At 41.5% G+C, this 25,384-nt stretch carries 29 protein-coding genes; 4 read left to right on the top strand and 25 right to left on the bottom strand.

The features are described from left to right. The coding region (locus A7D14_RS08815; protein WP_255307424.1) for a c-type cytochrome at window positions 1-1,004 on the bottom strand (1,004 nt) is incomplete at its 3' end. A 292-nt stretch (window positions 1,005-1,296) separates the two neighbouring features. Then, on the bottom strand, window positions 1,297-2,961 hold the full coding sequence (locus tag A7D14_RS08810; RefSeq protein WP_067032929.1) for a tetratricopeptide repeat protein: 1,665 nt from the start codon (window positions 2,959-2,961) through the stop codon (window positions 1,297-1,299). 181 nt (window positions 2,962-3,142) lie between these two features. On the opposite strand from A7D14_RS08810, the gene A7D14_RS08805 reads away from it, so the two are divergent. The 3 genes from A7D14_RS08805 (at window position 3,143) to A7D14_RS08795 (ending at window position 5,230) form a co-directional block, all read left to right on the top strand. Then, the gene (locus A7D14_RS08805; protein WP_255307423.1) at window positions 3,143-3,757 is read left to right on the top strand and encodes a Crp/Fnr family transcriptional regulator; all 615 of its coding nucleotides are present in this window, start codon (window positions 3,143-3,145) and stop codon (window positions 3,755-3,757) included. Between the two features lie 81 nt (window positions 3,758-3,838). Next, a complete protein-coding gene (locus tag A7D14_RS08800; protein WP_141673318.1) occupies window positions 3,839-4,438 on the top strand; it encodes a YceI family protein in 600 nt (199 codons plus the stop codon). A 486-nt stretch (window positions 4,439-4,924) separates the two neighbouring features. Further along, the gene (locus tag A7D14_RS08795) at window positions 4,925-5,230 is read left to right on the top strand and encodes a hypothetical protein (protein ID WP_141673316.1); all 306 of its coding nucleotides are present in this window, start codon (window positions 4,925-4,927) and stop codon (window positions 5,228-5,230) included. 10 nt (window positions 5,231-5,240) lie between these two features. Here the strand turns inward: A7D14_RS08795 and A7D14_RS08790 are convergent, their stop codons facing one another. From A7D14_RS08790 to A7D14_RS08685, 23 genes are all read right to left on the bottom strand, one after another. After that, complete coding sequence (locus A7D14_RS08790) at window positions 5,241-5,693, bottom strand: GNAT family N-acetyltransferase (protein ID WP_067032923.1); 453 nt, start codon at window positions 5,691-5,693, stop codon at window positions 5,241-5,243. Between the two features lie 184 nt (window positions 5,694-5,877). Further along, window positions 5,878-6,330: a YHS domain-containing (seleno)protein gene (locus tag A7D14_RS08785; RefSeq protein ID WP_067032921.1), complete on the bottom strand. Its 453-nt coding sequence runs from the start codon at window positions 6,328-6,330 to the stop codon at window positions 5,878-5,880. Between the two features lie 6 nt (window positions 6,331-6,336). Further along, window positions 6,337-6,705, bottom strand: a complete 369-nt coding sequence (locus tag A7D14_RS08780) for a hypothetical protein (protein WP_176712390.1) — start codon at window positions 6,703-6,705, stop codon at window positions 6,337-6,339. A gap of 10 nt (window positions 6,706-6,715) precedes the next feature. Next, window positions 6,716-7,069 (bottom strand): hypothetical protein, encoded by a 354-nt coding sequence (locus A7D14_RS08775; RefSeq protein WP_067032917.1) that lies wholly within the window; start codon window positions 7,067-7,069, stop codon window positions 6,716-6,718. A gap of 99 nt (window positions 7,070-7,168) precedes the next feature. Beyond that, window positions 7,169-7,726 carry a Crp/Fnr family transcriptional regulator gene (locus A7D14_RS08770; protein ID WP_255307422.1) on the bottom strand — a complete coding sequence of 186 codons (558 nt, stop codon included), beginning with the start codon at window positions 7,724-7,726 and terminating at the stop codon, window positions 7,169-7,171. Window positions 7,727-7,934: 208 nt separating this feature from the next. Beyond that, on the bottom strand, window positions 7,935-8,150 hold the full coding sequence (locus A7D14_RS08765; protein WP_067032915.1) for a hypothetical protein: 216 nt from the start codon (window positions 8,148-8,150) through the stop codon (window positions 7,935-7,937). A gap of 63 nt (window positions 8,151-8,213) precedes the next feature. Further along, on the bottom strand, window positions 8,214-8,378 hold the full coding sequence (locus tag A7D14_RS20020; protein ID WP_176712389.1) for a hypothetical protein: 165 nt from the start codon (window positions 8,376-8,378) through the stop codon (window positions 8,214-8,216). An 81-nt stretch (window positions 8,379-8,459) separates the two neighbouring features. After that, window positions 8,460-9,797: a vanadium-dependent haloperoxidase gene (locus A7D14_RS08760; protein ID WP_067032913.1), complete on the bottom strand. Its 1,338-nt coding sequence runs from the start codon at window positions 9,795-9,797 to the stop codon at window positions 8,460-8,462. A 28-nt stretch (window positions 9,798-9,825) separates the two neighbouring features. Further along, on the bottom strand, window positions 9,826-13,335 hold the full coding sequence (locus tag A7D14_RS08755; RefSeq protein WP_067032910.1) for a VCBS repeat-containing protein: 3,510 nt from the start codon (window positions 13,333-13,335) through the stop codon (window positions 9,826-9,828). 453 nt (window positions 13,336-13,788) lie between these two features. Further along, window positions 13,789-14,100: a hypothetical protein gene (locus A7D14_RS08750; RefSeq protein ID WP_141673314.1), complete on the bottom strand. Its 312-nt coding sequence runs from the start codon at window positions 14,098-14,100 to the stop codon at window positions 13,789-13,791. Between the two features lie 112 nt (window positions 14,101-14,212). After that, window positions 14,213-14,560: a hypothetical protein gene (locus A7D14_RS08745; RefSeq protein WP_083158036.1), complete on the bottom strand. Its 348-nt coding sequence runs from the start codon at window positions 14,558-14,560 to the stop codon at window positions 14,213-14,215. A gap of 88 nt (window positions 14,561-14,648) precedes the next feature. Further along, window positions 14,649-15,356: an iron-sulfur cluster repair di-iron protein gene (gene ric / locus A7D14_RS08740; RefSeq protein ID WP_067032942.1), complete on the bottom strand. Its 708-nt coding sequence runs from the start codon at window positions 15,354-15,356 to the stop codon at window positions 14,649-14,651. Window positions 15,357-15,422: 66 nt separating this feature from the next. Next, window positions 15,423-15,857: an RrF2 family transcriptional regulator gene (locus A7D14_RS08735; protein ID WP_067032906.1), complete on the bottom strand. Its 435-nt coding sequence runs from the start codon at window positions 15,855-15,857 to the stop codon at window positions 15,423-15,425. Between the two features lie 142 nt (window positions 15,858-15,999). Then, entirely contained in the window at window positions 16,000-17,202 is a 1,203-nt protein-coding gene (locus A7D14_RS08730) for a hypothetical protein (RefSeq protein ID WP_067032940.1), read from the bottom strand. 29 nt (window positions 17,203-17,231) lie between these two features. Beyond that, a complete protein-coding gene (locus A7D14_RS08725; protein WP_067032904.1) occupies window positions 17,232-18,014 on the bottom strand; it encodes an ABC transporter permease in 783 nt (260 codons plus the stop codon). Then, the gene (locus tag A7D14_RS08720; RefSeq protein WP_067032902.1) at window positions 18,007-18,717 is read right to left on the bottom strand and encodes an ABC transporter ATP-binding protein; all 711 of its coding nucleotides are present in this window, start codon (window positions 18,715-18,717) and stop codon (window positions 18,007-18,009) included. The genes A7D14_RS08725 and A7D14_RS08720 overlap by 8 nt, the downstream gene beginning before the upstream one ends. After that, window positions 18,714-19,964 (bottom strand): nitrous oxide reductase family maturation protein NosD, encoded by a 1,251-nt coding sequence (locus A7D14_RS08715; protein WP_067032900.1) that lies wholly within the window; start codon window positions 19,962-19,964, stop codon window positions 18,714-18,716. The genes A7D14_RS08720 and A7D14_RS08715 overlap by 4 nt, the downstream gene beginning before the upstream one ends. 109 nt (window positions 19,965-20,073) lie before the next feature. Next, on the bottom strand, window positions 20,074-20,541 hold the full coding sequence (locus A7D14_RS08710) for a pyridoxamine 5'-phosphate oxidase family protein (protein WP_067032898.1): 468 nt from the start codon (window positions 20,539-20,541) through the stop codon (window positions 20,074-20,076). Between the two features lie 2 nt (window positions 20,542-20,543). Then, on the bottom strand, window positions 20,544-20,978 hold the full coding sequence (locus A7D14_RS08705; protein WP_067032896.1) for a nitrous oxide reductase accessory protein NosL: 435 nt from the start codon (window positions 20,976-20,978) through the stop codon (window positions 20,544-20,546). After that, window positions 20,975-21,598, bottom strand: a complete 624-nt coding sequence (locus A7D14_RS08700; protein WP_067032893.1) for a hypothetical protein — start codon at window positions 21,596-21,598, stop codon at window positions 20,975-20,977. Before A7D14_RS08700 ends, A7D14_RS08705 begins: the two co-directional genes overlap by 4 nt. A 124-nt stretch (window positions 21,599-21,722) precedes the next feature. After that, window positions 21,723-23,675, bottom strand: a complete 1,953-nt coding sequence (nosZ, locus tag A7D14_RS08695) for a Sec-dependent nitrous-oxide reductase (RefSeq protein WP_067032890.1) — start codon at window positions 23,673-23,675, stop codon at window positions 21,723-21,725. 27 nt (window positions 23,676-23,702) lie between these two features. Next, window positions 23,703-24,284: a fasciclin domain-containing protein gene (locus A7D14_RS08690; protein ID WP_067032887.1), complete on the bottom strand. Its 582-nt coding sequence runs from the start codon at window positions 24,282-24,284 to the stop codon at window positions 23,703-23,705. A gap of 5 nt (window positions 24,285-24,289) precedes the next feature. Continuing rightward, window positions 24,290-24,802, bottom strand: a complete 513-nt coding sequence (locus A7D14_RS08685) for a c-type cytochrome (protein WP_067032884.1) — start codon at window positions 24,800-24,802, stop codon at window positions 24,290-24,292. Between the two features lie 119 nt (window positions 24,803-24,921). Here A7D14_RS08685 and A7D14_RS08680 point away from each other — a divergent pair, with 119 nt between their 5' ends. Next, window positions 24,922-25,353: an RrF2 family transcriptional regulator gene (locus tag A7D14_RS08680; protein WP_067032881.1), complete on the top strand. Its 432-nt coding sequence runs from the start codon at window positions 24,922-24,924 to the stop codon at window positions 25,351-25,353. The last annotated feature ends 31 nt before the right edge of the window (window positions 25,354-25,384 follow it).

The raw sequence follows: 25,384 nt of genomic DNA, 5'->3' as shown, positions 1-25,384 counted from the left end.
TTGTAATACTCCATAATAGGTTGAAAAGGCCCCAATTGATGTTGAACCAATGGAAAATTGTCCACATAGGGGCCATAAGGTGTGGACACTGGTTTCTTTTTAAGGTCTGGAAAGTCTTTATCGAGATTTCTTTTTTTGGGCCTTTGTTGTTGATTGATGAACCCTGCAACATCATAGGCTTCCTCATCGGTCAGAATAGGAGTTTCGTAAGTGGTGCCATAGGGCATATTGGCTTTGATAAAGCTTGCGGCTGTTATCACCCGCGTCATTCCAGCGCCATTATTATAGGAATCCTTGCCCCAGAGCGGAGGGTATTGGTAAATCTGTCCTTCCACGGCCAATTTCCCTCGGCCGTCATCGCCATGGCATTCCACACAATGTTTGGCAAAGATTTTTTTCCCATTTTCAAGATCCACTGGCCGGTCTGGAATCTGTATCTTCACAAAACCTTGTCCTTCTATTTTTCCATCCTCCGGCGCATAACGGCCCAACCACTCCAGATAAGCTACGAACGCTTTCATTTCCTTGCTGTTCTCTGGGAGTACGCTACCGTTCATGCTACGTTGCATGCAACCATTGATACGTTCCTCAAGAGATCCCATTTTGTTTTCCCTGTTCCTGAACTGCGGGAAACGTTTTGCAATACCGATCAAAGGGGCAGCGTATGGCTTGGTTCCAGATGAAAGGTGGCAGTTGTTACAGGAGAGATGGTTTCCGGCATATGGATTTTTGCTCTCCGGACCCAGATATTTCGGGGTATGTTGAAACAGTTCAAAACCATATTTTATGGTCTTGCTCTTGTCAGAATCTCCCAAAATGGAAATGTTGTAGTTCTGATAATAGACATCCATATTTTGCTTGCTATCAATAAGACTATCGTCCACACCAAAGGTGTATGCCATCAGTCCCAAGGAAAGTCCAACGATCCCCAAAATAGGATAGAAGAGCATTTTGCGGAGTCGTTCCATGCCCAACAGGATACTATTTTGCTCATGTACGGCCATATCTGTCCTTGATAGTTTTGCGTATTGTTGATTTACTGTTTTTTCAAAAAATTCCTTAAAATGGCTCAAATGCCATGGGTTCTTTTTGAGGAGTGCAAACGTATCGAGTCGATGGGGAAAACTATATAGGAATCACGTCCATGCTGTGTGCACCAAGGCCTTATACTTAGTGGACAAATGGTTCTGAATTCTTAAAAAAAGGTAAACAATGAGTGGACAGAACTCTGTATTTCCTTGAAAATCAATGTTCAAAATTGTGTTAAATGGAAAGTGCCCTGAACGGAAAAATCCATCAGATTTCCTGATCCCATTGGGAAAGAAAGGAAAAAAGATCGTCGTCTTGGGTCATTTTCAGTTTTTTCCTAAGCCGATACCGTGCCGTTTTGGCACTCTCGGGAGAAATCCCCAAAATATTGGAGGTTTCCTTAATATTCAAATTCAACCGGGCAAGGGCTGCAACTTTCAGATCATTGCTGCTGAGTTCAGGGAAATTTTCTTTGAGTGCGGCAAGAAAGTTGGAATGTACCTGTTCAAAATGGACTTTAAAATCTTCCCAATCTTTTTCCCGTGATCTGTGTTGTCTTATAACCTGCTCTATTTGGTTAAAGTACTTGGCCTTGTCTTTTTGTGAGGCATTCTTGAGGGCTTTCAATTGGGAGTACAGATTCTCGAACAACTCATTTTTTTGGACAAAGTTAAGGGCGTAGGAGGCCAACTCCTTGTTTTTGAAATGTAGTTGGTTTTCCAGCTCAATCTGTTTCAATTTTTGATTTTCAATGGTTGTTGCATTGAGATTTTCCTGGGAAACCAAAAGTTCCTGTTGCTTTTTGTTCCTCAGTTTTAAACTCCATATCAAGGAAATTGAGAGAAGGGTGATCATAAATATACCGATTCCCAAAATCCATTTTATTTTTGAGTCTGTCCGTTTGGTTTGGTTAAGATATGCCAATTGGTTGTCCTTTTCCCTCAATTCATTTTCAAACTCCAAAGCGGCTATCTGCTTGGATTTGTCCGTATTGTAAATAGAGTCCTTAAGGGCAATGTATTGGTCATAGTATCCAAGGGATTCTTTCAGTTTTCCTTCCTGTTTCTTTAGAAGTTTCAATTCCCGGAGCGCATTCAGCTTGTATTTTTTTAAATTCTTTTGGTCCGCACCGGACAAGGCCAGCTTTAGATGGATTTCCGATGCTTCAAATTCATTGCGCAACCGCAACAATTGTCCATACAAAACAAGATTGCTTATTTTTCCGTCTTCATCGCCCACTTCTTTTCCCAAAATAGTGGACTGTCTGATATGGTATTCGGCCTGCTCCAGTTCTCCCTCGTCCATGAAAAGTTTCCCCAACCTGTTATGTGCCTCGGACATCCCATACGTAAAATTATTTGCTGAATGTATGGCCAGGGCGTTGTTCAAAAAGCTTTTGGCGTCAGATAGGTTGTTCTGTGCAAGGAAGATATCGGCCATTTTGGTGTATGTGGTCGCTATTCTGTCCTTTAGGTCAAGGACAGTGAATTTTTCAATTGCCTTTTCATAGAGTTCCTTGGCTTTGGGAAATTCATCGATATCGGCATAGACCATACCAATATTCAGAAAGCAATTGGCCAGGCCGACATCATCCCCAATTTCTTCAAACATGTTTTTGGACTCCACTAGGTTTTCCAAGGCAGATTTCGGGTTGCCTTGGGCCCAATACGAAACGCCAATTATTCTTCTGGCCTTGGCCATTCCGGGAACATAGCCCAGTTCGCTTGCCAATTTTTCTGCTTGGACCCCAAAATTGACGGATTTTTCCGTGTCCACGATCCAATATTCATAGCCCAGTTCGTTCAGGACATCCACTCTTTCAATTTCAGAAAGCGTATCCTGGGCCAACACATTTTGCAAGCTGTCCAATTTTTTTTGTCCATTGATCACGGTCAATACAAAAAAGATGATAATGGTTGTTGAGGTCTTCATGTATAAATGGATACTTATGTGCTGAAAATTACAAAGTTACATTATTCATAGGTACAATTTGGGAAAGGTCGCATTGGATTAAAATAGAGATGCTTTTTAACCAGTATAGTGAAAGGAAGCAATTAAAAAATACACTAACTAGACACACTCTTTTTAATGGTAAATTCTAAAACTGAACATCTTGAATCGAATTGGGAAAAATAAATTGTTGGAATATATTGGCAAATATATACAACTAACCGAGGAAGAAGAAAAACTCTTGTTGTCACATACTTTGAAGCGTAAATATTTAAAAGGCCAATACATTGTTCAACAGGGTGATATTTGTGATACGGAGAACTTTTTGCTTAGCGGGTGTACCCGAACTTTCTATCTTGACGCGGAAGGAAATGAGCACATTGTGATGTTTGCCATTGAAAATTGGTGGACTTCCGATATGGGCAGTTTCACTTTAAGAAATCCTTCCACATACAATATCCAATGTTTGGATGATACAGAAGTCATTCAGTTTACCTATGACGACTTGGAGATTTTATATTGGAAAATCCCAAAGCTTGAGCGCTTTTTTAGATTGATAATTCAAAAAGCATTCATCGCTTCTGAGAAACGAATACTATCAAATTTCTCATTGACCGCTAAGGAAAGATATTTAAATTTTCTGGCCAAGTATCCTAAAATTGAACAAAAGGTCCCACAGTATATGGTTGCATCATATTTGGGGATTACAAAAGAATTTCTCAGCAAGATCAGAAGTGAACTGCGGAACACCCAGATTGAAAACGTTAATCTAGTTTAATCGGTTTTTTTAATATAGTTTGTTTTTCTTCCAGTTGATTTGATTCAATTTTGCCTTGATAAACATTAAAAATTGTTCAAATTGAAAAAAGAGAAATTGCATAAGAGCGTGTCGCTGTTGATGTTCTTGAATGTTGTTTGCCTTGGGTTTGCCCAAAGTACAGTTTGGAAAATAGATCCCTCACATTCCACATTGGGGTTTTCCATTGACCATTTGGTTGTTTCGGAGACGGTAGGGGAGTTTAAGGACTATTCGGTAAATGTGGTATCGGATGAGAAAGATTTTTCAGATGCCAAGATAAGCGTCGTAATCCAGTCGAAAAGTATAGATACGGAAGATGAAAAACGGGATGAGCATCTACAGAGCCCTGATTTTTTTGATGTTGACAAGTACCCCCAGATTGTGTTCAAATCGGATGAATTTCATAAATCCAACAACGGCGAGTATAGATTGTCCGGGACTTTGCAAATGCACGGGATCACAAAAAAGATTGCATTGAATGCAAAATTTGGCGGCATAGTCAAGGATCCTTGGGGAGGTACTCGTGCCGGGTTGAAAATATGGGGTGTCCTGGATCGATATGACTATGGCCTTAAATATAATTCCATTATGGAGGCCGGGGGGCTTTCCATTGGGCGAGAAGTTAGGATTGATTGCCGTGTTGAGTTGATAAAAGAATGAGCAGTCTTGTTAGGAATGGGGGCAATTTAGGGTTAAATTATTTGTGTAGCCCAAGTTTCTAAGCTGTTGCTCTGTATACTCACTTCATGATGTTTTGCTTTATTACTAAACTTTGATTGGTTGTTGAAGTGAGGGCGGTTTGAAGGGCATATTTGCCCTTCAGGCCGTTTTTATGGATACAATCAGGTCTGGAGTGCTACTTGGTAAGGCATCAAATTTTTTCCATACCACTAGAGTAGGGCCAGAGCCCAAAAATGCCTGACCCACGTAGATGTTTGGACATTGCCAAATGTTGCACATAGTGCCCATACCGGCCCCAGCAAAGATGCCTTTATCTTAAGGGCCAAGGCATTTTTGGCTAAAACAAGATGACCGTGATATAAGATCTTATTTTTTCAGAATACTGATTTTTTGAATTACAGTAGGATCTAGTCTCTTTTTGGTCACCCTTAAAACATAAATATATGTTAAATTATATATACAGTCTTGTCTGCATTCGATTTTTTGGTTGACCGAAATATCGCAGACGATTTTAGAGGTTGTAGCTTTTTAAATATGCTTTCCGAAACCAGTCCGGAAAAAGAATTGGTCTATGACGAGATTCAAAACCATAAAAGCGGGCTACTTCTTTTTTTTAAGTACGAATTGAAGGATAAGGAGTTGGCTTATCTAATTTATTCCCTGTTCGAGAACGCCATAATTGAAAGTAAGCTGCAAAGAAATCAAGAGCCCGTTTTTCGGTTAAAAAAACTGGCGGAAAATTTGATTCATGCCAAGAGGCCTTCAAATTGATTTGGGAACATTAGTCCAATCCCATTTCGTAGGCCATGTTTTTACGAATTTTAAAACCTAGTTTTTCGTACAATCTTTTGGCCCTGGGGTTACCAGGGGTAACTTCTAGCTGAAGACCTACGGCATTGGCAAATTTGGATTTGGCCAATTGATAGATCAGTTGGGAACCTATCCCTTTTGAGCGATAGTCCTCTTTTATAAATAGCTCATCAATATGCAAAATGTTCCCCCCGTATTCGTTGCTCCAATAATTGATGAGAATGCAGTACCCTATGATTTCTTCTTTGTCCCCAACAACCAAAACAGTGCCTAGATCACTTCTTTTTGAAAGCACATCCAGGGTGTTGAACGCTTTTTCTTTGGTCATTTGTATAAGACCGGGATCCTCATTGTATAGATTGATTATGAAATCTGTGATTATATCGAAATCCGCAGGGCTGCATGGTCTAAAACTAATTTTCATATTGAACCGGTGCTATAGATTTTATCTTGCCAAATTAGTAGAAATTCGTTGGCAGAAATTACAGTTACTGTTCTTATCGGTCTTCATTTTAAATATGGACGAAAAGGTGGAACTGCCTGTAGACATAAGAGAATTGAATAAAAAAAAGCCCAAAGGAAGCATTTTCCAATGGGCTTTTTTGGTGTTACTTGCTTAACTTCTTCCAATTGGCATCTGCCTTTTTCTTCACTTGTTGGTGATTCTCGGCCAACCAAAGTTGTTGGGCATCCACTTCTACATCATAGAGAAATAAATAGTATTTCCCATCTTTTACAACAAATTTTGTGGGGTCTACCCTAAATTTTGCTCCAACGGACACCCCGAAAGCGCAATAACCGCCATATTGGGGAAGATATTTCTCGGGCGAAGCTTCAAAAGTTTTCTTTTGTGCATCGCTTGTAAAGTAATATGCTATCCCGTTATGGGTGGCTTTGTACTCCTTAAGTCCTCTTTGTGCAATGCCCAAATCCAAATATGAGACTGGGCTGTACCCTTGCAATGCAATTTTACTGTCATCGATGTTATTACTTTCTTTTAAGTTCTGTGAATAACCCAATGATGCGATTAGTAGCGTTGCCGCCAATAGTAATGATTTCATAATGATTTAATTTTTTGCTTTTTGTAAATTATTTTCTGGTTTATGTAAACTGACCACCGTTAATACGGCGATGCCATTGATCCAATAGTAGTAGGCATCCATACCTTCGAAGCCCAATAAAAAAGGGGCAATGACAAATAAGGCTCCTACCATGCCATCGACAATGAGGTGACCCTTGTAAGGGATGATTCTATATACCCCGAACTGGTGATCTGTCAAAAGGGTCAACACCAATGCCGCTATACCCACAATGAAGGAAAGTTTCCAAGCCATTGGGTTAGAAGACCCCAATCCCAATAAAAAGGGTAAGGTCATCAACGCCAACGCTACCGGATAATCCAGGTACGCATGTATTTTTTTTGTTACAAATCCCATGGCGAACCTTTTATCCTTTAAAATATTGTTCCTCCACAATCTGTCCATTGTGCCAGACTGTTCGCAGGATCTCGTGCCATAAGATCTTACTGCCGTCTTTCATGTCAAAGTCAAAGGTGAATTCTGCAAAAGAGACATCCCCAGACAATGATGCATGATGTAGGGTGATACCGTTGACTTTGGCAATAGCTCCAGCAAACCCTTGCATTTTTGAGAGCATCTCGGTTTTGTCGTTGGTCACCGTTCCATCAAAATCATACGTTTTGGCATCCGAAGAAAAATACTTTTCGGTGGCCTCCACAATTTGTCCATTTTTGACCATTTCATTTTTGGCCGACAGGACTTCATTTAATGATTGTTCCATTTTTAATGTTTTAATTATTTGTCAATATTGACAGGACAAATGTCTTCTGATTGGAAGCCAATAAAAATGAAGTAGGTCAAGAAAAAAAGTTGAACTACTTCAACTTTTCTTGATTCTCTTGTTTCTGATTCTGGAAAGAAATTCTGTGGTCATGCCCAGATAGGAAGCTAGGGCATATTGTGGCACCCGGTTCACAAAATTGGGGAAATTCAACAAAAAATTTTCATACCGGGCCTCTGCGGAATTGGTGAGGTTAAAAAGAATTCTCCGGTGCTCAAAGGCAAGTCCTTTTTCGGCCATGATCCTAAAAAAGGTCTCGAACTTGTGGTTGGATTTTTTAAGTTCCTGTTCTTGGTTATATTCTATTTGTAAAATAGTGCTGTCTTCCAAGGCAACTATGAAAAGGGTTGCAGGATGTTGGTAGATATAGCTGTTAAAGTCTGAAATCCACCAATTCTCTATGGCAAATTGGAGGGTGTGCTCTTGCCCATCATTGGTTATGATATATGCTCTAAATGCGCCTTTCACCACAAATGCCCTATGCATGTTGGTAAACCCGGGCTGGACAATGAACTGTCTCTTTTTTACTTTTACTTCTTCAAAACTTGATTCCAATTGATGGGTTTCCTCGCTGGACAGTTCAACAAAGTTGTTCACATAATTTATCAGAGATTTTTTACTCGACACAGGATTGAATAATTCATGTTTCGGCACCAAAATCAACAAAGTGGACACCATTTACATTCAATCATAAATTTATGAATATAATTTAAGCATGTTGGTTTTTAATTCCTTAAAATAGCGAACCTTACCTCCAGATGAAACATACAAATGGAAGTAAGGTGCTTTTGTTTGCAGAATGTTCTTAGTACTCTATGGAAATGCCCAGAGAAAAGGTTCCCCCATCATAAATATTTTTTCGCTCGACCAAGAAACCGACATAGTCTGAATAAGAAGACACCAAACTCAAGTGCGCCCTTAACTTGTAAATCGCATTGAATCCATAAGAAGTAAATGTTGTGCCCTCCCCATAAAGAAAGGAGCCACCTTGGAATCCTTCACCGGAAGACAGTTTTTCCAATATGCGAAATACAGTTTATCAAAAAATAGGTGCCCGACTTCAGCACCTGCCTGAAATTGATTGCTAAAGGATTCGGTCCTGAAATTTACCATGGTTTACAGACTTCCATAAGTTTTTCCATCCCCAAAATCGGCTAATATGCGTGAGGTAACCGTTGAACAGATCACTCCGTGTTGCCAAGAAATCCTTTCCCGCCAAAATAAAATAAATCATATCCTTCTTGACCATTTCTGTTGAACTTGGAAGCAGAAAAATGGTCTGCTTTGGAACACTAATAAAGTGAAAGTTAAGGCAGTGATCAAGTGAACTTTAGTTTAGAATGGCAATTGCATGTTCCCCAACCTTTTTTCCCTGTTCAACCCCATTTTTTATGGCTGGCATATAGTGGATTCCTCCATATAACCTACTGATTGCAGCTTCATCCGCAGCATGTCTAAAGGACTTGAAAGAGCGGGGAGGAAGCCCGTAATTTACTTCTGTGGAATCCACAAAACTGTAATTATCCCCTAGAAGATGGGTAAGCATCGTGGCTGCCGAGCTAGAGGCTACACTGTGTCCGCTGGTGTATTCCGGAAACGCCGGGGTTTGTAGGATGGGTTTCCAGTCTGGATCAATATACCTATTTATATAGGTTTCGGGCCTAATGAGCTGTGTTTCGTATTTTGCGGTCCAACAGCTTATGAAGGCATCGGCAATGGTTACAGCTGTTTTGGCCAAAACTTCAGAAGCCTTCATTGGATTTAGTTTTTCAGCTTTTGCCACTTGACATGCGATCATGATCCAGTGTCCGCCCGGTGAGATTTGCTGCTTGTAGTACATGACATGTCCTTGGGTATAGGAAATATTTGGGTTGCAGTCCCAGAATTTGGCCTTGGCCAAATTTTCTTCGTTGAGATTGTTTACCGATTCATAGACATACATGGTCTCCTTGTAAAACTGCGATGATGGGATGGAATCAAATTGGGTGGGCGGTGCGGGTACAAATTGGTCCGACGCCTTTAAGGTGAATGGCCTTAAGGTACTCCAGTTGGGCTCAATGGCTTCCATATAATTTGGGGGAGTGGGCTGCCATGTTCCTGGATCGTTATGATTAATTTGATAGCGGGACATGGCACTACGCTCTTTATATCCATCTTTTTTGACCCATGCCATAATATGGTCTGCCATTTGGTTCCCAAAAGCGATGGAGTTCTCGATTGTAGCCTTGTTGAGGTTTGTAGATCTGATTTCATCGAGATAATCGCTTTGTAATTTTTCCATGGCCTCTGTATTGAACACCAGATTTTTACCCACACTGGAGAATGCTACCATGGCAGCAACGGGAAAATTGTACTCTTTACCTTCTTCAGGATCGGGAGTGGTGTCCAAATCATTGAGCTTACCGGCAAAACTTTGAAAACTTGTATCCGTTTTGCACATAACTTCATAGGCCGCAACATTGCAGTAGGCATAAATTCTACTTGAAACCGGCGGCGTAAAAATGTCCGCAACAATAACATCTGTCAATTTGGAGTTCCAATCCATCACAGCCGTTTCGGTCAATTGTTGCAATTTGGCCTCATCCACCTGTTGTTTGCACCCTACGAGCATAAACGCGCAAAATGCTATAAAAAGTCCTTTTTTAAGTGCCAGATTTTTTCTTTTCATCACTACTGTTCCTATTGCAATTGAAAGCTTATGGTTGTACTTCTATTTTTCTTTTCTTGCCAAGATAATCGACAATCTCAATGTAGTCTGTGGTCACAGTCTCATATCCTAAACTACGGGAGGAATGACTTAGGTACGACCCCCCGTAATAAAATTCGGTTTTAAAGGAGCTGCCATTTTTTAGGTGAACTATGGCATAAGCATCCATGGGGTTTGCCATAAGCTGTTCCATTTTGGCTCCGTAACTGTATGATTGCAGCGTACCGGAATTTTGACCTACCAAAATACTCTTTTCCCCACTGGCTGATTGTATGGTTGCCATTCCCTTGGCATCTCCACTGATGTCCAAGCCACTTTCATTTGTGGGCACTGTTTTGAAATTACCCTGCCCATCTCCCAACAAACAGAGCCCAACAAAAGCATCGTACCGGCCCATAAAGGGTTCTACACTGAAGTGGTTTCCTGCCACAAGAACATCCAAACGACCATCGGCATTGTAATCGTGAACCTGCATGCCATAAATTGGTGAAAACTGGGCCTGAAGGGGCAATGATTTTGATTTGAATTTTCCATTTCCCAAGTTTTCCACATAGGTGCTTGCTAAATTGGTGGCCGTATAAACTTGGGCTCCGTCCAAATCTTTTTTGGATAGCGTACTACTCATATCGGCATTGGCATAGGACTCATAGTCCAAAAACCGATTTCGCATGCCATTGATCTGGTCAATGAGCACATCCCGGGGATGTATGAGGTGTTCGCTGCCATTTCTGAAACAACTTACCAAGGGGTCTATGTTGCCATTTTCATCAAAATCTTTGGCGTATAGGGTCAAGGGTTCTTCTGGACTTACTTTAAAATCGTTGTTAAGGCCTAGGTTGCCCATAATATAATCGGTGTCCCCATCAGCATCAAAATCACCGGAAACAATACTGTTCCAGAGACCATTATGGTTGGTAAGGCCGGTTTGTGAAGTGATGTTCACCAACCTGCCTTTTTCATTTTTCAGAAATTGTATTTCCATAAATTCGCCTACCATGATCATATCCACCCAACCGTCATCGTCAAAATCGGTCCAAAGTGCATCAGAGATCATGCCCAATCTTCCATCGGAACCAAAAACTGCTTCAGTGGCATCCTCAAATGAACCGCCATTGTTTTGTAGCAGATAACTTTTGGGACTGGTAGGGTAGGCGCCATGGATTACCCGTCCACCAATGAAAATGTCCAAATCCCCATCGCGGTCCATATCTGCAAGACGAATCACAGACCCTCTGGATTCCCGTTCCAACAAAGTTTTGGATGAGAAATTTCCTTTCCCATCATTGATGTAGATAAGATCTTTATAATCTTTTCGTGTCATTTCCCAGACACCGCCACCATGAACGGATAGCAGGTCCAAATCCCCATCAGAGTCAATGTCCGCAAAAACGAGCCCCATATCTTCACGTGGTTCTTCACCACCAAATTCCTTGGGCGCAAAGGTTCCATCTGCTTGTTGCAAAAAGAGCCCGCCCTTTTTTTCCTTGCTTCCTCCCACATAAAAGTCTTCCAAATTATCCCCGTTTACGTCGCCTACGGCCAGGCCAGGTCCCAATTGGTTGTACATTCGCATCAAAGATGGTTGCCATTTGAATTCTATAAAGATGTCTTCGGCATGTTGATAATTGATCTGTAATGCCTCATTTGTTTTGGTGAACAAAGTCTTCATTCCCTTATTTTCAGTGGAAGCGGGTTCGGAATCCTTCTGATTTAAAACTACGGTCTTGTTGGCTTGGAGACCATGGATGGTCTGTTCAAATCCATTGGGCCAAACCACTTTTAGCGAATCTATTTCGGTGGATTTGCCCAGGCCAAAGTGAAATGCCTGCTCCACATTGGAAAGGTAGCCACGGACCGGGGAAAATGATTGATGTTGGGAAGATCCGTCATTGTACAGGGACACCTTTGTTCCTGTTGGGTCTAGCGTTCCGGTTAATTTTACCCTTAGGAAATGGCTGTTGTTCTGAATGGAATCCTGCTGTTCTATGGTGTTGTTCTTGTAAATACTGGCTTTGTCATCAATATTATTGACAACGATCTCAAGATCGCCATCATTGTCCAGATCGGCATAGGCCGCACCGTTTGAATAAGTGGGAAGATCAAAGCCCCATTCATCCACCATATCGGTAAAGGTAAGATCCCCGTTGTTTTTGTAGATATAGTTGTGCAGTTTAACCTCAGGCAGGGAGGTGAGCTTATCAAGTTGATCCTTTTCGTTGACTTTTTTCTCACCAAACACACTGTTTTGTTCGCTATACACCACATAGTCCAGATTGGTAATGTCCCTGCGATAACCGTTGGTAATAAAGACATCCTTCCATCCGTCATTGTCAAAGTCGGCAATGAGTGGTGCCCAGCTCCAATCTGTATTGTGAAGTCCGGTCAATTGCCCCACCTCGCTAAAGGTACCATTGCCGTTGTTCAATTGGAGCGTGTTACGGACGAATTGAGGGGAATACCCCTTCATAAGGTTTCTGGTATAGGTGTCATAACTGGGTTTCATCATGGTCTGTTTGATACGTTTGTTGTCCTGCGGAAACATATCCAGTACCATGATATCAGATTTGCCATCATTGTCTATATCGGCCACATCATTGCCCATACCGTTATAACTCTGGTGCTTGATGTATTCCTTTACTTTGTCGGTAAACGTGCCATCTTGATTGTTGACATAGAGAATGTCATTGGTCAAGAAATCATTGGAAATGTAGAGGTCCGGCCAAAGATCTTCATTGATGTCGCATACCGTGATGCCCAGTCCAAAACCTTCAATGGTTACTCCGGCTTGTTGGCTTACGTCGGTAAAGGTTCCATCCCCGTTGTTACGGTATAAACGGTCTGTACTGGCAGCTTCACCCTTTACCTCAATGGGTTTTGTGTTATTTCTATTGTAATCGACCAAGGCGTTTGTGAGTACGTACAGATCTTTATGGCCATCCTTGTCATAATCAAAGAAAAGGGCTTGGATGCTATACCCTGTATCGGCAACCCCCATTTCTTGGGCCAATTCTTTAAAAGTACCATCCCCTTGGTTTAAAAAGAGAAGATTGCCCTTGTCTTCTTCCTTTGTTTCCCTGGGGCCGCCCCTACAGACATAGATATCAACAAAGCCATCGTTGTTCACATCGCTCATGGAAACCCCATTGCTCCATCCAGTGGTAGCTACCCCTGCTTTATCCGTGATATCTTCGAAGGTTAGATTTCCTTTGTTCAAGTACAGTTTACCAGAGACTTGGTTGCCGCTAAAGTACATATCACTGAGCCCATCATTGTTGATATCGCCTATGGCAACCCCGGCCCCGTTGTACATATATTCAAAATCCAGAATGTTCAACGAATCTGTGGAAGTTAGTGCATTGTTGAAGTCGACATGGGTTTCTTCAGAATCCAGTAGTTGAAAAAGGGTCTTTTTTTGATTTTTTTGGGAGCAGTTGACCAACATCCCCAAGCAAGCGGCTATGAATATTGTAAATTTTATTCTTTTTAAGTAATCACACATAGTTCTGGTTAAAGGCTGAACAATCAAATATTTTGACGGCTACTCTTGGGCAGCCAAATATTCAATCGAAAAAGATATTATAAATGGTTGAAATATAATCTTCTTTATGCGATGATTAATTAAAATTTTATTTATTTAACTATCCATTAATCTTTGTTAAAATTATGTGGGGTGGGGCATCAATATCCATCTTTTAAGTCAGGTATTCTTGTTGGGGCATGCATTTTTATTGGTATGATGGGCTGCATCCAAGATGCTATAACCTTCCAATAAAGCACTTTTGGAAACTTTAAATGTATGAGACACCGGTGTATTGGTTGGAAAGTAAGGTCACCCAGATAAGAATGTACTTGATTTAGCTGTCATTTGCAGAGAAGCCTATTGTAGCTATTTCTTATTGGATGCAATTTTTACAGATACACCGTGACTGATTGCACAAAACTTTGATTCGCCTTACAAATCCATTGATTGGTTGAAAAATACAGTGTCCGATTCAATATGGTAAATTCCAGGCTGTAAAAGATTGTCCAAGTAATTTAGAACATCCAATTTTGAAAAAACCATTCTATATCCAGGCCTAATATTTTGATTTTGGGCATAGCACAGATTGCCCTCTTCTTTTTCATTTTCCACAAAGGTCAATCCTAAATGTTTGGTCAAACGTTCCACAAACTCCATTTTAAGGTCCAAAGCCAGCAGTGATTCTTTTCTGTATTGCAGCACATTGGGCTCATACCTAAAAATCTCGGAAAGTTTTACTTCCATAACCATTTACCTAGTTCATTTTCTGAAAATAATCAATTTTTAATTGAAACATCCCAGCCATTTTTTCTACCCTGAACTTGATTTCAGCTGCCTTTTCACCAATCAAAATGGATTAAAACATATGGGCAATAATGACCAAAGTACTGAAAACAACACTTAAGATCAGAAGATTAAACGTGGTCAATGGTTTTAATTGTGCCAATACGGCTCCATTGAACGCCATGCAGAAGATGGTAACGAAAAAGAGGAGTGTCATTTTTAAGATCATATCCATTTCTCCCATCAAAAGTACCATGGCTGCTGCTGAACCAAGGCAGCTTTGGCCTATGATGGCAATGGTAGAATAGCCCAGTTGCCTTTTTTTGAACTCATTTAACGTTTGTCCGTAAATGTTTTTTAACCCATTTGCTTTGTGTTCGGTTCCAGTATGGGTCATTGGAAGTGTTGTTGAATTTTCCATTGTTGTTTTTTATGATGTTTACGATATACTTTCTAAATGGGCACTATGTCATTTAATGGGTGTGCCTCCCATATTCAAATCAGTTGCTTCATACGTTGTTTTCCAAAATTTCAGCCTTGGGGAAGAGGATGTTGTTCTCCAAATGGATGTGACGGTGAAGGTCTTCCTCAAATTCCTGTAAAAGCGAGAAAGCTACCCGATAGGTGTTACATGCATCTGCCGGAGGGGTATAATCATTGCTCAATTCAGCTATTCTTCGGAAACGCTCCCCTTCATTATCATGCTCTTCCATCATCATTTTGATAGGGTTTTTAACGGTTCCAAAATGCGGCTGTTCATTTGTGGGATTACTCACCATTTTACGTATCCACGGAAAAAGTACCAGTTCTTCTTTTTTCATATGCATGGCCAGTTCACCCGCGGATGCATTGAAATGTTCAAAAATGTCGAGCAGTTCAGGATGACGTGCTCCGTGTACCTTACAAAGTTTAGTTAGGTATTGTTTTAGAATTGGAATTTGTTGCTCCACATAACGATGGTGCTTCTTTTCAATATAGTCGGCCAAAAGATCTAAAGGCCAGGTTTTAAAATCGGGCTGGTCACTTTGGTTTTGATTTTGTACCGTATCAAGTTCTTGAACCAGGCTGTCCAAATCGAGCCCTTTTTTCTCTGCAACCTCTTGGAGCGTGCGGTTGCCTTTACAGCAGAAATCTATTTTGTGATTTTTGAAAATCTGGGCAGTCCGGTAATCCTCTGCTACCATTTGCCCTATTGTTTTATCCAAGGTATCGTTCATAATAAATGATTTTAAATATATTTTCATTAATCGGACAAAAATGTCCTTTATTTATTCAAATTTTTTTTATCGTTTCAAATAGGTCAACCCAACCTCCAATCCCGTGGCCAGTTCAAATAAACTGGTACTTTTTAGCATTTTGCTCAAATCGGTACGGATATCAACGAATTTGTCGTGCAGGGGGCAGGGTTTTTGGGCATTACATTCTTTGAGTCCCAGACCACAGCCCACATAAATCTTGTCACCATCAATGGCTTTGACTATCATGTTCAATTTTACCGCATCCATATCTTCCCGAGCAATTTCAAACCCACCAGTGGGCCCTTTAACGGAGTGGATGATGTTGTTCCTTGAGAGTTGTTGCAAAATCTTGGCTGTGAAAGCTATGGGTGAATCTATTTCCTCGGCAATTTCATTGACACTGACACGTCTTCCATCCAAGGATTGCAGCGCAATATAAACCGCTGCCCGAATGCCATATTCACAGGCTTTTGAAAACATCATAGGGAACTTTTACAGGTACAAAGATACCATTAAATTTAATTCGGACAAAATTGTCCTTTATTATTTTTGAAAAGATTTCTCTGAAAGAAATCAAATATACGCCATTGTAGGGGAGGTCATATAGGTTCATACAAAAAACTTAATTGGGGGCTCGGTTTTCTATGAGCATCATTGCAATCCCCAAAGGAATTAAAAGAGTGAGCAGCACCAAGATTTCTAAATGCCCATTGAAGATGTTCCACTGCAGCCACGCAGCCATACCCCTATAAAAAATGAGAGTTTCGGTGAGAAGGAACCCCAAAAAATACCATAAGTAAGATTTCTTCGATATTCGAAACAAGCTAAAATAATCCATGAATAGGAACAGGCCAATACTGATGATGCCCAGAAAGGTCAAATGCAGATAACCAATGGTCAGATCAAGATAGTTGGCCGCCATGTTGGCAAAATAGGGGAGAGCGGTCAAAAGTTGCAATACTATTTTGATCCATATCAAAACCAGTACTGTTCTGAACAGTAAAAACTGCACTTTTGACAAAGATAATTTATCGATGTTACGCTTTAACATGCCCCATAATACTGCAAAGGCATAAAGCTGTGCCAAAGCTCCCAGACCTGCCAACAGATAGAACCAGAACGAAGGTTTTGTCCAAAGCGTGGAGAGGAAAAAGGTGAGCACAACCCCCAGATTTAGGCTTATAAAAAAGCGAGCGAAGGTTTTTGAAGAAATTTCAAGACCGCGCTGTTCCCAAACATAAATGAAAAGCCCTACCAAGGCCAATATCATCCAGCCATTGTATTGAAAATGGAGATAAAAATATATCGCCAACCGGTACCAAATGGATTCAGCCCCTAAACTGTTCATGATCGCTCCCAAGGCCCACGGTCCCAAACTGGAGATTACCATATAGATCAGGGCCGCTTTTGCACATTGCAATCCTTTGCTGTGCCTGTATTTTGGATTGATGTTTTTCCAGAAATGGTAAAAGTAGACATACGACACGATTAGGAACAGCGTAGAAAAAATAATGGAAAACAGCGCATATCCTTGAAAAGGAAAGGTCACCAACATACCCACCAGGGTGGCTTGCGTACACCAAAATATACGTTTGTACCTTCTGCTGGACGCATCCTTATCAACAAAACAATAATGCAACAACGTAGTTAGGGCCACATATACCCAACCCAAGAGGGCTATGTGAGAATGGGCATGGACAACAAACCTGTAGTTGAAATCAAAAGCAAAAATAGGGTAGGAGCGCAACAGCAACCCCAATAGGGCCGCCACAAGAAAGTAAATCACGGCAATTAGGATATGCAATTGATACGACTGATGCTTCACCGTGAGTTGTTTATTGTTTCCAATCAACCTTAAAAATCCTTTTTTCCAGCTTTATAGCGTAACCCCAAGATAGGCAGAATGGTCCATAATAAAAGAATTGCTATGGAAATCAGAAAACCTAGGTCGGTTCCAAAAAACTTTTTAAAAATGGCACCGGTATACCCCAATAGTGCCGAAATATCCAACTTGAGCAGTATCAAAATTCTGGAAAGATCTATTGGATTTAGCGCAGTGGCCACCAAGGAAAAGGTATCCAGCGGATATTCCTCAAAAACAATCAGCGACATCAGAAACAATCCATCATAAACCACAGCCAAGAACAGCCAAAGTAGTACTGCGTAGCCAAATCCTTTTATCTTGTTTTCGTTGGAAATGGCAATCACAAAAGAAAGTCCCACAAAAATAAAGGTGAGAAATGCACCGGTGATCAGTAAAAGGGAAAAATCAAAAATAGCATTGCTTCGCAAAAGTCCATATAGCACAAATGGAATCCCCAGGCCCAACACCAGACTCAGCGTCAACGAACCTGCCACACCAAAATATTGTCCCATAAAAATGGAACTACGTTTTATGGGCTGCGCCAATAGGAGCTCGGTAAATTCCCGGGAATTGTAGTAGTACATCACCCCGAAAATGGTACCTATCAAAGGAATCAGGACAATGATCACGTTCATTAGTGTAATCACGGCCTTGGAAACATCGTTGTTCAAGAACAACAGCACAAATCCAAGGGCAAGGTAAAATAGAAAATACACGTAGCTCCATCGGCTTCGTATCAAATCGTAAAAACTGTATTTTAATATTTTAAGCATGGCTACCCGTTGTTATGGCCGCAATGGCGTGTTCAAAATTGGTTTGTTTGGTCTGTTCCAAAAGTTTTTGGATACTTCCCTTAAAATAAATCTCGCCTTCCAATAGGTATAGGATTTCATCGGCTGTTTCTTCCACAAATTGCATGATGTGCGAAGTGATCAAAATGGTCTTGCCATTGGTTTTTTCTTTTTGAATCAATTCTTTTAAGCGAATCAATGCTCTGGGATCCAGACCAGTTGTAGGCTCATCCAAAATAATCAATGGACTATCGAACATAAAGGTTAATATAATGTTCACTTTTTGCTTGGTACCCCCGGAAAGGGTGGATAGTTTTTTGTTCAAAAAAGGTTCCAATCCAAAAAGCTGGATAAGTTCTGCTTCGGTACTTGGGGCGTTTCTCAGATCCTTGATCATGTTGATCAATTCCTTGACCTTGATATTTGGGGGGAAATTGGCAATCTGGGGCAGGTAGTCGATTTTTTTGCGGTACTTCCACCCTTTTTTAATGGATTGTTCCAACACGGATATTTCTCCTTTATCGGGAATTACCATACCCAGAATACTCTTGATCAAAGTGGTTTTTCCCGAACCGTTCGGTCCAAGGATGGCATAAATGCGGCCCTCGTCAATGGACAGGTCTATTCCTTTCAATACTTGGTTTTTGCCAAATCGTTTATGAAGGTTGTTTATTGCTATGGTCATGGTCGTATTTTCATTAAGGGCTGGGCATCTTTTAAATTATCGGGCGTAAAAACGGGAGATACCCGTTCGGAAAAATCAATAATATCCATGAACAGGCTCCGTAAAAGTACAATGGTCTCGGGGGTGCGGTTCACCACATAGGAAAATAACTTGACAGGCCGATAGGGTACATCCCCAACACCGTCTTTGTCCAGGTCATAGCCCGTGTAGCTGCTCCAAAAGTTACCCTCGAACACATTATCGTTCAGTTTGCTGTTGTAGGAGATATCAAAAGAGTTGTACAAAAAATTGTTGCCCTTAAAACTATTGGTATAGCAGGCTCCAACCACTCGTATGGCCCAACCATTGCCTATAAAATCGTTATTGAGATACTTGATTCGGTTAGATCCCTCAATATTAATACCGATGGTGTTTTCCTCAAAAATATTCCCAACAATTTCTGCATCAGTGATTTCTTTCAAAAGCATGCCGTAGGCCGCTGTGCCCCAATTCTTGCGAAAAGTGTTGTTTTTCATGGTGATGAACTTGGAGAACATCACGGCAACCCCGGCACCGTTGTTTTCGAAGGTGTTGCGGGTATACACATCATGGTTGGAAAACATAAAATGGAGTCCGTAGCGGAGATTGTCCATGCTCACATTATCGGAGATGGTGATTCGGTCGGAAAACTCCAGATAGATACCATCCCGAGTGCCCTGGACATGGTTTTTGGCCACTTCTATATCCGAGGAATACCAAAGTTGAATGCCATTGCCCGAGTTATATTCGTCCACAGCTTCGCCAATAATCCTATTGTGGTAGACCTTGCCGTGTGATGATTTTTCCAAATAGATACCAAAGAACAATTGCTCCAATACCATATTCTGAATGAGGAAATTTTTGCTTTGCACCACCCGTATGGCCGCGTTGTCCTTGGTGTAGCTCACCCCTACATTGATGACGAAAAGTCCATCCAACGTAACATCATCCGATGTGATCCTAAAGATTTCCCCCTTTTTTTCGCCATCAACAATGGGGTAACCAATCCCTTTGATGACCAAGGGCTTGTCCACCAAAATCTCAAATTCTTTGTACGTACCTTTTTCAATCAATAGGGTATCGTGGGGAGCAGCACGTAAAATTGTTTCCTTGATGGAACTGTTCTCGCAGTTGCTACAGACGGTCCAGGTGTTTGCCAAGCCTATTTGAAAGCCTATCAAAAAAACAAACCCTAGAATACGTTTTATATGTTGTACATCTAATTTCATACTATAACTCTGCTTCGTGCACTAAACTCTACCAATATAAACAAGACCGAAACAGTGGCGACCCCGATGATATGCTTTGCCGATAGGTACAGTTTCCATTATATCTGATTTATCTAAAATTCTCTACTGACTTTCCTGTTATTTTGGTTACTGCAATACGATATACCACGGGCATTTCCGATTCTTGCAATTTTCCGGAAAAGTGACTTAAAAAATGGGGGCGTTCAGCATTTTTATGATCTATGGTTCGCTGTACGCCGTCTGCAAAACGCTTTAAACATAACTTGGCGCAATCTCCTGTAAGCTCTTGAAAAACACCATGTACTTGTACCGATTGCCAATGACGAAACGACTCGATACTATCCACTTGAAAAGAAACTTTATTGCATTTTCTGAGTGCGTTTATTCGATGCCCGTTGGATGCAAAACACAAAATACATTTTTGGTCCTCATCAAAAAAATAGGTCGACGGTACCACATGGGGTTCATTATTGGCAATGTAGGCCAGATGTCCCACATAATTGTCTGCCAAAAGTCCGGTGCATTTTACCAGTTCCAAATCTGCGATTGTGCTCATATTCAAAGTTTAAATCGTTTATTAATTTCAGCCCATGTATAAAGTTCGCCACCCTGCTTGGTCATAGTTTCCTTCGCAGCTTCTTCATTGGTAAAGGCACTTAGGTATTCACCCATGGGACTGGGAATGTTCTCACTGATCAGATAGGTAGCCTCTTTGGCATCCACCAGTTCACCGGGTTGGTCAAAATCATTGACTAAGAAAAGGGCCATGGTTGATTCATCTTCATCCTTTAATTGGTTCATCATACATTCAATGGCATCAAAATTAAAGACCTTGCCTTTTTTGGTCACCAATTGTGCGGCATGTTGTTTGTCCACAATGGTCATGCTGCAATAATGACAGCCCACATGGCCATAATCAATGGGTTTTGGGGCCACGGAGCATCCTATACCCCCGATAAGCACGACAAAGAGCAATGTTATGTGTTTTTTCATGATCTACTTTTTACTGTTTTTTGGTTTTTCCACCCAAGGAATGCGGCAAGAAGCGTAAGCATCATTCCAGCGAACATTAACCAAGCTCCCGAAGCCGGTAAAGAGGTTACATCAAAATTGAGCATTTTTACATGTCCCAACAATGGAGGTTTGTAGGTCATTGGGCTTCCGTCGGTGTTGGTCAGTTTCATAATGGCATTGGGATCCAAATTGGTACCATAGTCGATCAGCCATTCATTGAAATCGTACATGCCCAATACACCGAGAACGGACATGATCAAGAACCATCCCAAGAACCATTTGTAGCTTAGTTTGTTCAAATAGCCCAAAATACCGATCAATGACCCAAGTGCCACCATGACCCCAATAACAATTGGAAAAGCACCAAATTCCCACATTTCGTTTGCCTTGGGCAGTGTCTGCATGCCAATATAGTGGTTAAGGCCATCAATGTTCTGAATATCGAACTCGCTTACCCCCTTAAGACCACTTATGTGGATGTTCAATCCCAGTGGGTCCGGGTACTGCGGGGCACCCAACATAATGCTCCAAAGCGGAAAGATGTACAATCCCAATAAGAAGAGAGGGCCAACAATCATTAAAATACTAGCCTTTTTCATTTTTTATGATTTATAAGTTACAAATTGAGCGTGGCTTTTGGAGGGTTGATGGTATTCCAATTTGTAAGAAAAGCGGGCAGGTCATGGACACAGCCCGCTTTATGTAATGGTGACTCAATCTTAATTATTCACCAAGTGACCAATTAAGCTCCACATTGGAGTTAGCGGGGGAAACCCTGACATATCCTTGCATTTCTTGGTGCAGTGCAGAACAGAAATCCGTACAATAGAATGGCCATACCCCAACTTGTTTGGGCTCCCAAACCGAGGTTTTGGTCTGTCCCGGCATAACCAGAAGCTCCGAGGTGTTCTGTCCGATCATGGCAAAGCCGTGCGGTACATCAAAATCCTGTTCGTGGTTGGTGATGTGGAAATATACCTTATCACCAACTTTGATTCCCTCTATATTATCAGGAGTAAAGTGACTTCTAATGGTGGACATATATACATGTACCTCATTTCCTTCCCGTACCACTTTGGATTCGGTGGGGGATAATACGGCATAGGGGTGTTTGTTCTCATCCAATCTATATATTTTCTTGGATTTTGGCGCCAAAATCTCAGCTGGGATTCCTGCGGCATAGTGTGGTTCACCATGCGTAGGGAAGTCATAGATCAACTCCATTTTTTCACCAGAGATGTCGTAAATCTGGGCAGAGTGCTCCATTTCAGGTCCTGTGGGCAAGTACCTGTCCTTGGTAATCTTGTTTAGCGCCACAACATATTTGCCGAAAGGTTTTCTGGAATTCCCTCCGGGAATCATCAAGTGGCCTACGGAATAGTAGGTCGGTTTCCTGTCAATGACCTCCCAGGTTCCCAACTTCCATTTTACCACTTCGGAAGAGATAAAGAAAGTGGTGTAGGCATTTCCTTCTCCATCAAACTCGGTATGGAGTGGGCCCAATCCGCCACTTTTTACCTGACCTGCCAACACATCTTCAAATTTGAGAATTGGAATACCGTAGGCTTCCCCATCAAATTTTTCGCCTTCAATGGCGGCAATCATTTTATCAAAGGAGTGTACGGTCAAGTCTGCTGACAATTTACCGTTACCAATAATGTACTGTCCGGAGGGATCCACATCGCAACCGTGGGGAGATTTTGGGGTGGGCAAAAAGTAAACAGCTCCGGGAACTTTTAAGGGATCCACCGTCAACACCTCTTTTTTCATGGTTGTGGTCGCTGTATGAGTGCTTTCATCATATAAATTATGGGCATAATTGGCAGGCATTTTGGTGCCTCCACCATTGTTCACATATTCCTCAATTTTCTTCCAGTTGACCGCTGCAATAAAGTCCTTGTCGTTTTGTGAAGCATTCACCTCTTGCAAGGTGTGCGCTTCTTCTGTGTTATAGGTGGTAAAGAAGAACCAACCGTGGGATTTTCCTCTTCCTGGATGGGAAAGGTCATAGTTGAAACCGGGCATCATCAATTGGAATTTTATATCCATGTGGCCATGCTCTGGATCAACACTGATAAAGGACAATGATCCTTTAAAATTGCTTTTGTATTCATTGATGGGCATATCCCTTTGTGGGATAGGAACAGAGAAACGGGTACCCGCCACTACATATTCCGTGTTCTCCGTAATGAAGGACGAACTGTGGTTACCGGCACTATTGGGCACTTCTATGATTTCTTCGGTCTCAAAAGTGCTTAGACTGATACGTGCAATCCTTGGCGTATTGTTCCCATTGATAAAAATCCAGCGCCCATCCAATTCACCATTGGTCTGTGAAATGTCCGGGTGGTGGGAATCATCCCAAGGTACAAAACCGTGGGAGGTGTTGAGCATGGGCTTGGTCTCTTCGGAGTAGCCATAACCCGATGTTGGGAATTGCGAGAATACCGGAATTTCCTTGAACATTCTTCCAGAGGGCAACCCGTAAACGGTAAGGTTTCCGCTATAACCGCCCGACATAAAGGCGTAAAATTCATCTTGCTCACCCGGAGCTACGTATACTTTTTCGGCAGCACTCGATGAGAGTGCCCCGTTCGAACTTTTGTTTTGTTGGCCACAGGAGACCAGCAATAAGGCTGTTCCCAGGGTCATTATTAATCGGTTATAAATTTTCATTGTATTAGGATTTTTTGTTTTGATTTATTATTGGGTAGGGGGTAGGATTACCTTGTCCACTACGTGGACGATTCCATTTCCTGCCGATATACTGGCAACTATTTTGGCTCCGCCTATATAGACTTCATTGTCCTTTACTTCAACGGCTACATTTTGATCATTGGCCTGCCCCAATTTTTTGAAATTCATCAAAAAGTCCTTTGAGTAGTTCCCCGGGGTTACATGGTATTTAAGGATATTGGCCAGGGCATCTTTGTTTTCTGGCTTTAATAGGTCTTCCACGGTACCCTCGGGCAATGCATCAAAAGCAGCATTGGTGGGGGCAAATACCATTAAAGGCCCGGCGTTTACCAATACATTTTCCAATTTTGCCGCCTGTACGGCAGCAACAAGTGTGGTATGGTCAGGAGATTCCAATGCTATTTGCAGTACATTGGGAGTGGATTCATCATCCTCTATAAAGGCTTGCCCCTTATCGTAGCCCGAAGCAACTGTTGATTCGCCTTGGCCTGAATCTTTTGTTTCGTTTTGGGGTCCGTTTTTACAGCTGCCCATAATCGTCAGCAGTGCAAATAGCCCCATTAAACTAAGTTTTAAGGTTGATGTCATAACGTTTATTTTAAGGTTCTGAAATATTCAAGAATGGCTCTGGCCTGTTCCTCAGTCAATCCTTGGTTGGCCATGGGAGATCCGTTGAACTCTTGGAGTAGGTCTTTTGCCAAAGGGTCTTGTTGTACCATTTCCTGAGGGTTCAAAATCATGTTCATGACCCATTCCGGGGTTCTTCTTTCCAAAATTCCATTGGGTGGTGGGCCAATGAATTTTTTACCGATTCTGTGGCAGGCCAGGCACATTTGGTCGTACACCTTTTTGCCGTTTTCCGCCATAGCTTGGTCTATTTCTGGAGATAATTCAACAGATGTAACGGGACCAACTCCCTTTGTGGTCATGTCCACACGCTCGGAAGGCTTAACCTCATCAGTGGAGCTGGTTTCGGCCGGCTGTTCTGTTTGAGCCTTTTTGCGTTGTACGCTAAATCCGTCATCTTTTTTCTCTTCTTTCTTTCCACCACAACTGATCATGATGAGGGCGAAGAGTAGCGTTATACTTTTTACTATTGCTTTCATGGGCTAAATGGTTAAAATTTCGAATCAAAAGTATATAGCCGTACAGACCTATAACATGATATAAATCATAAAAAGGATAAAAATGTCTTTTAATCTTTGTTGAACATCATTTATAAGAAATGCTTTCCAACTCATCCAAATATGCCATAAAGGGAGTACTCTACTTAGCTTTGAACTCCAATGAAGACCATAAAATCATGGTCAGGGATATTTTTGAAGTGGTGCATGTGTCGGAAGCGTACTTGGCCAAATTATTGCAAGAACTGTCCCGGCATGGTATTATTTCGTCAGCCCGGGGACCAAAAGGTGGTTTCTATTTGAGTGAGGATGACCGAAAGCGTACCTTAATGGATATTGTAAGGGTGATCGATGGGGAAAAGCGCGTGCACTCCTGCGTTATGGGTATCAGAGATTGTGATATGAACAACCCCTGTGTGCTCCATAAACTGGTGGGGGCCAATAAGTCCAAGTTCATCAATGTTCTTGAAAACACTACGATATTGGATTTGATTGATGGAAAGCAGGATATTGAGGAGTTTTTTCCATTGTAATCCAAGTTCCCAATATGCAATCTTTTCTTTT

This window comes from Allomuricauda sp. CP2A (genome assembly GCF_001683915.1).
Taxonomy (GTDB): Bacteria; Bacteroidota; Bacteroidia; order Flavobacteriales; family Flavobacteriaceae; genus Flagellimonas.
Note: the sequence above shows the minus strand (reverse complement) of the source record. Positions and strands in the feature narration are given on the sequence as shown.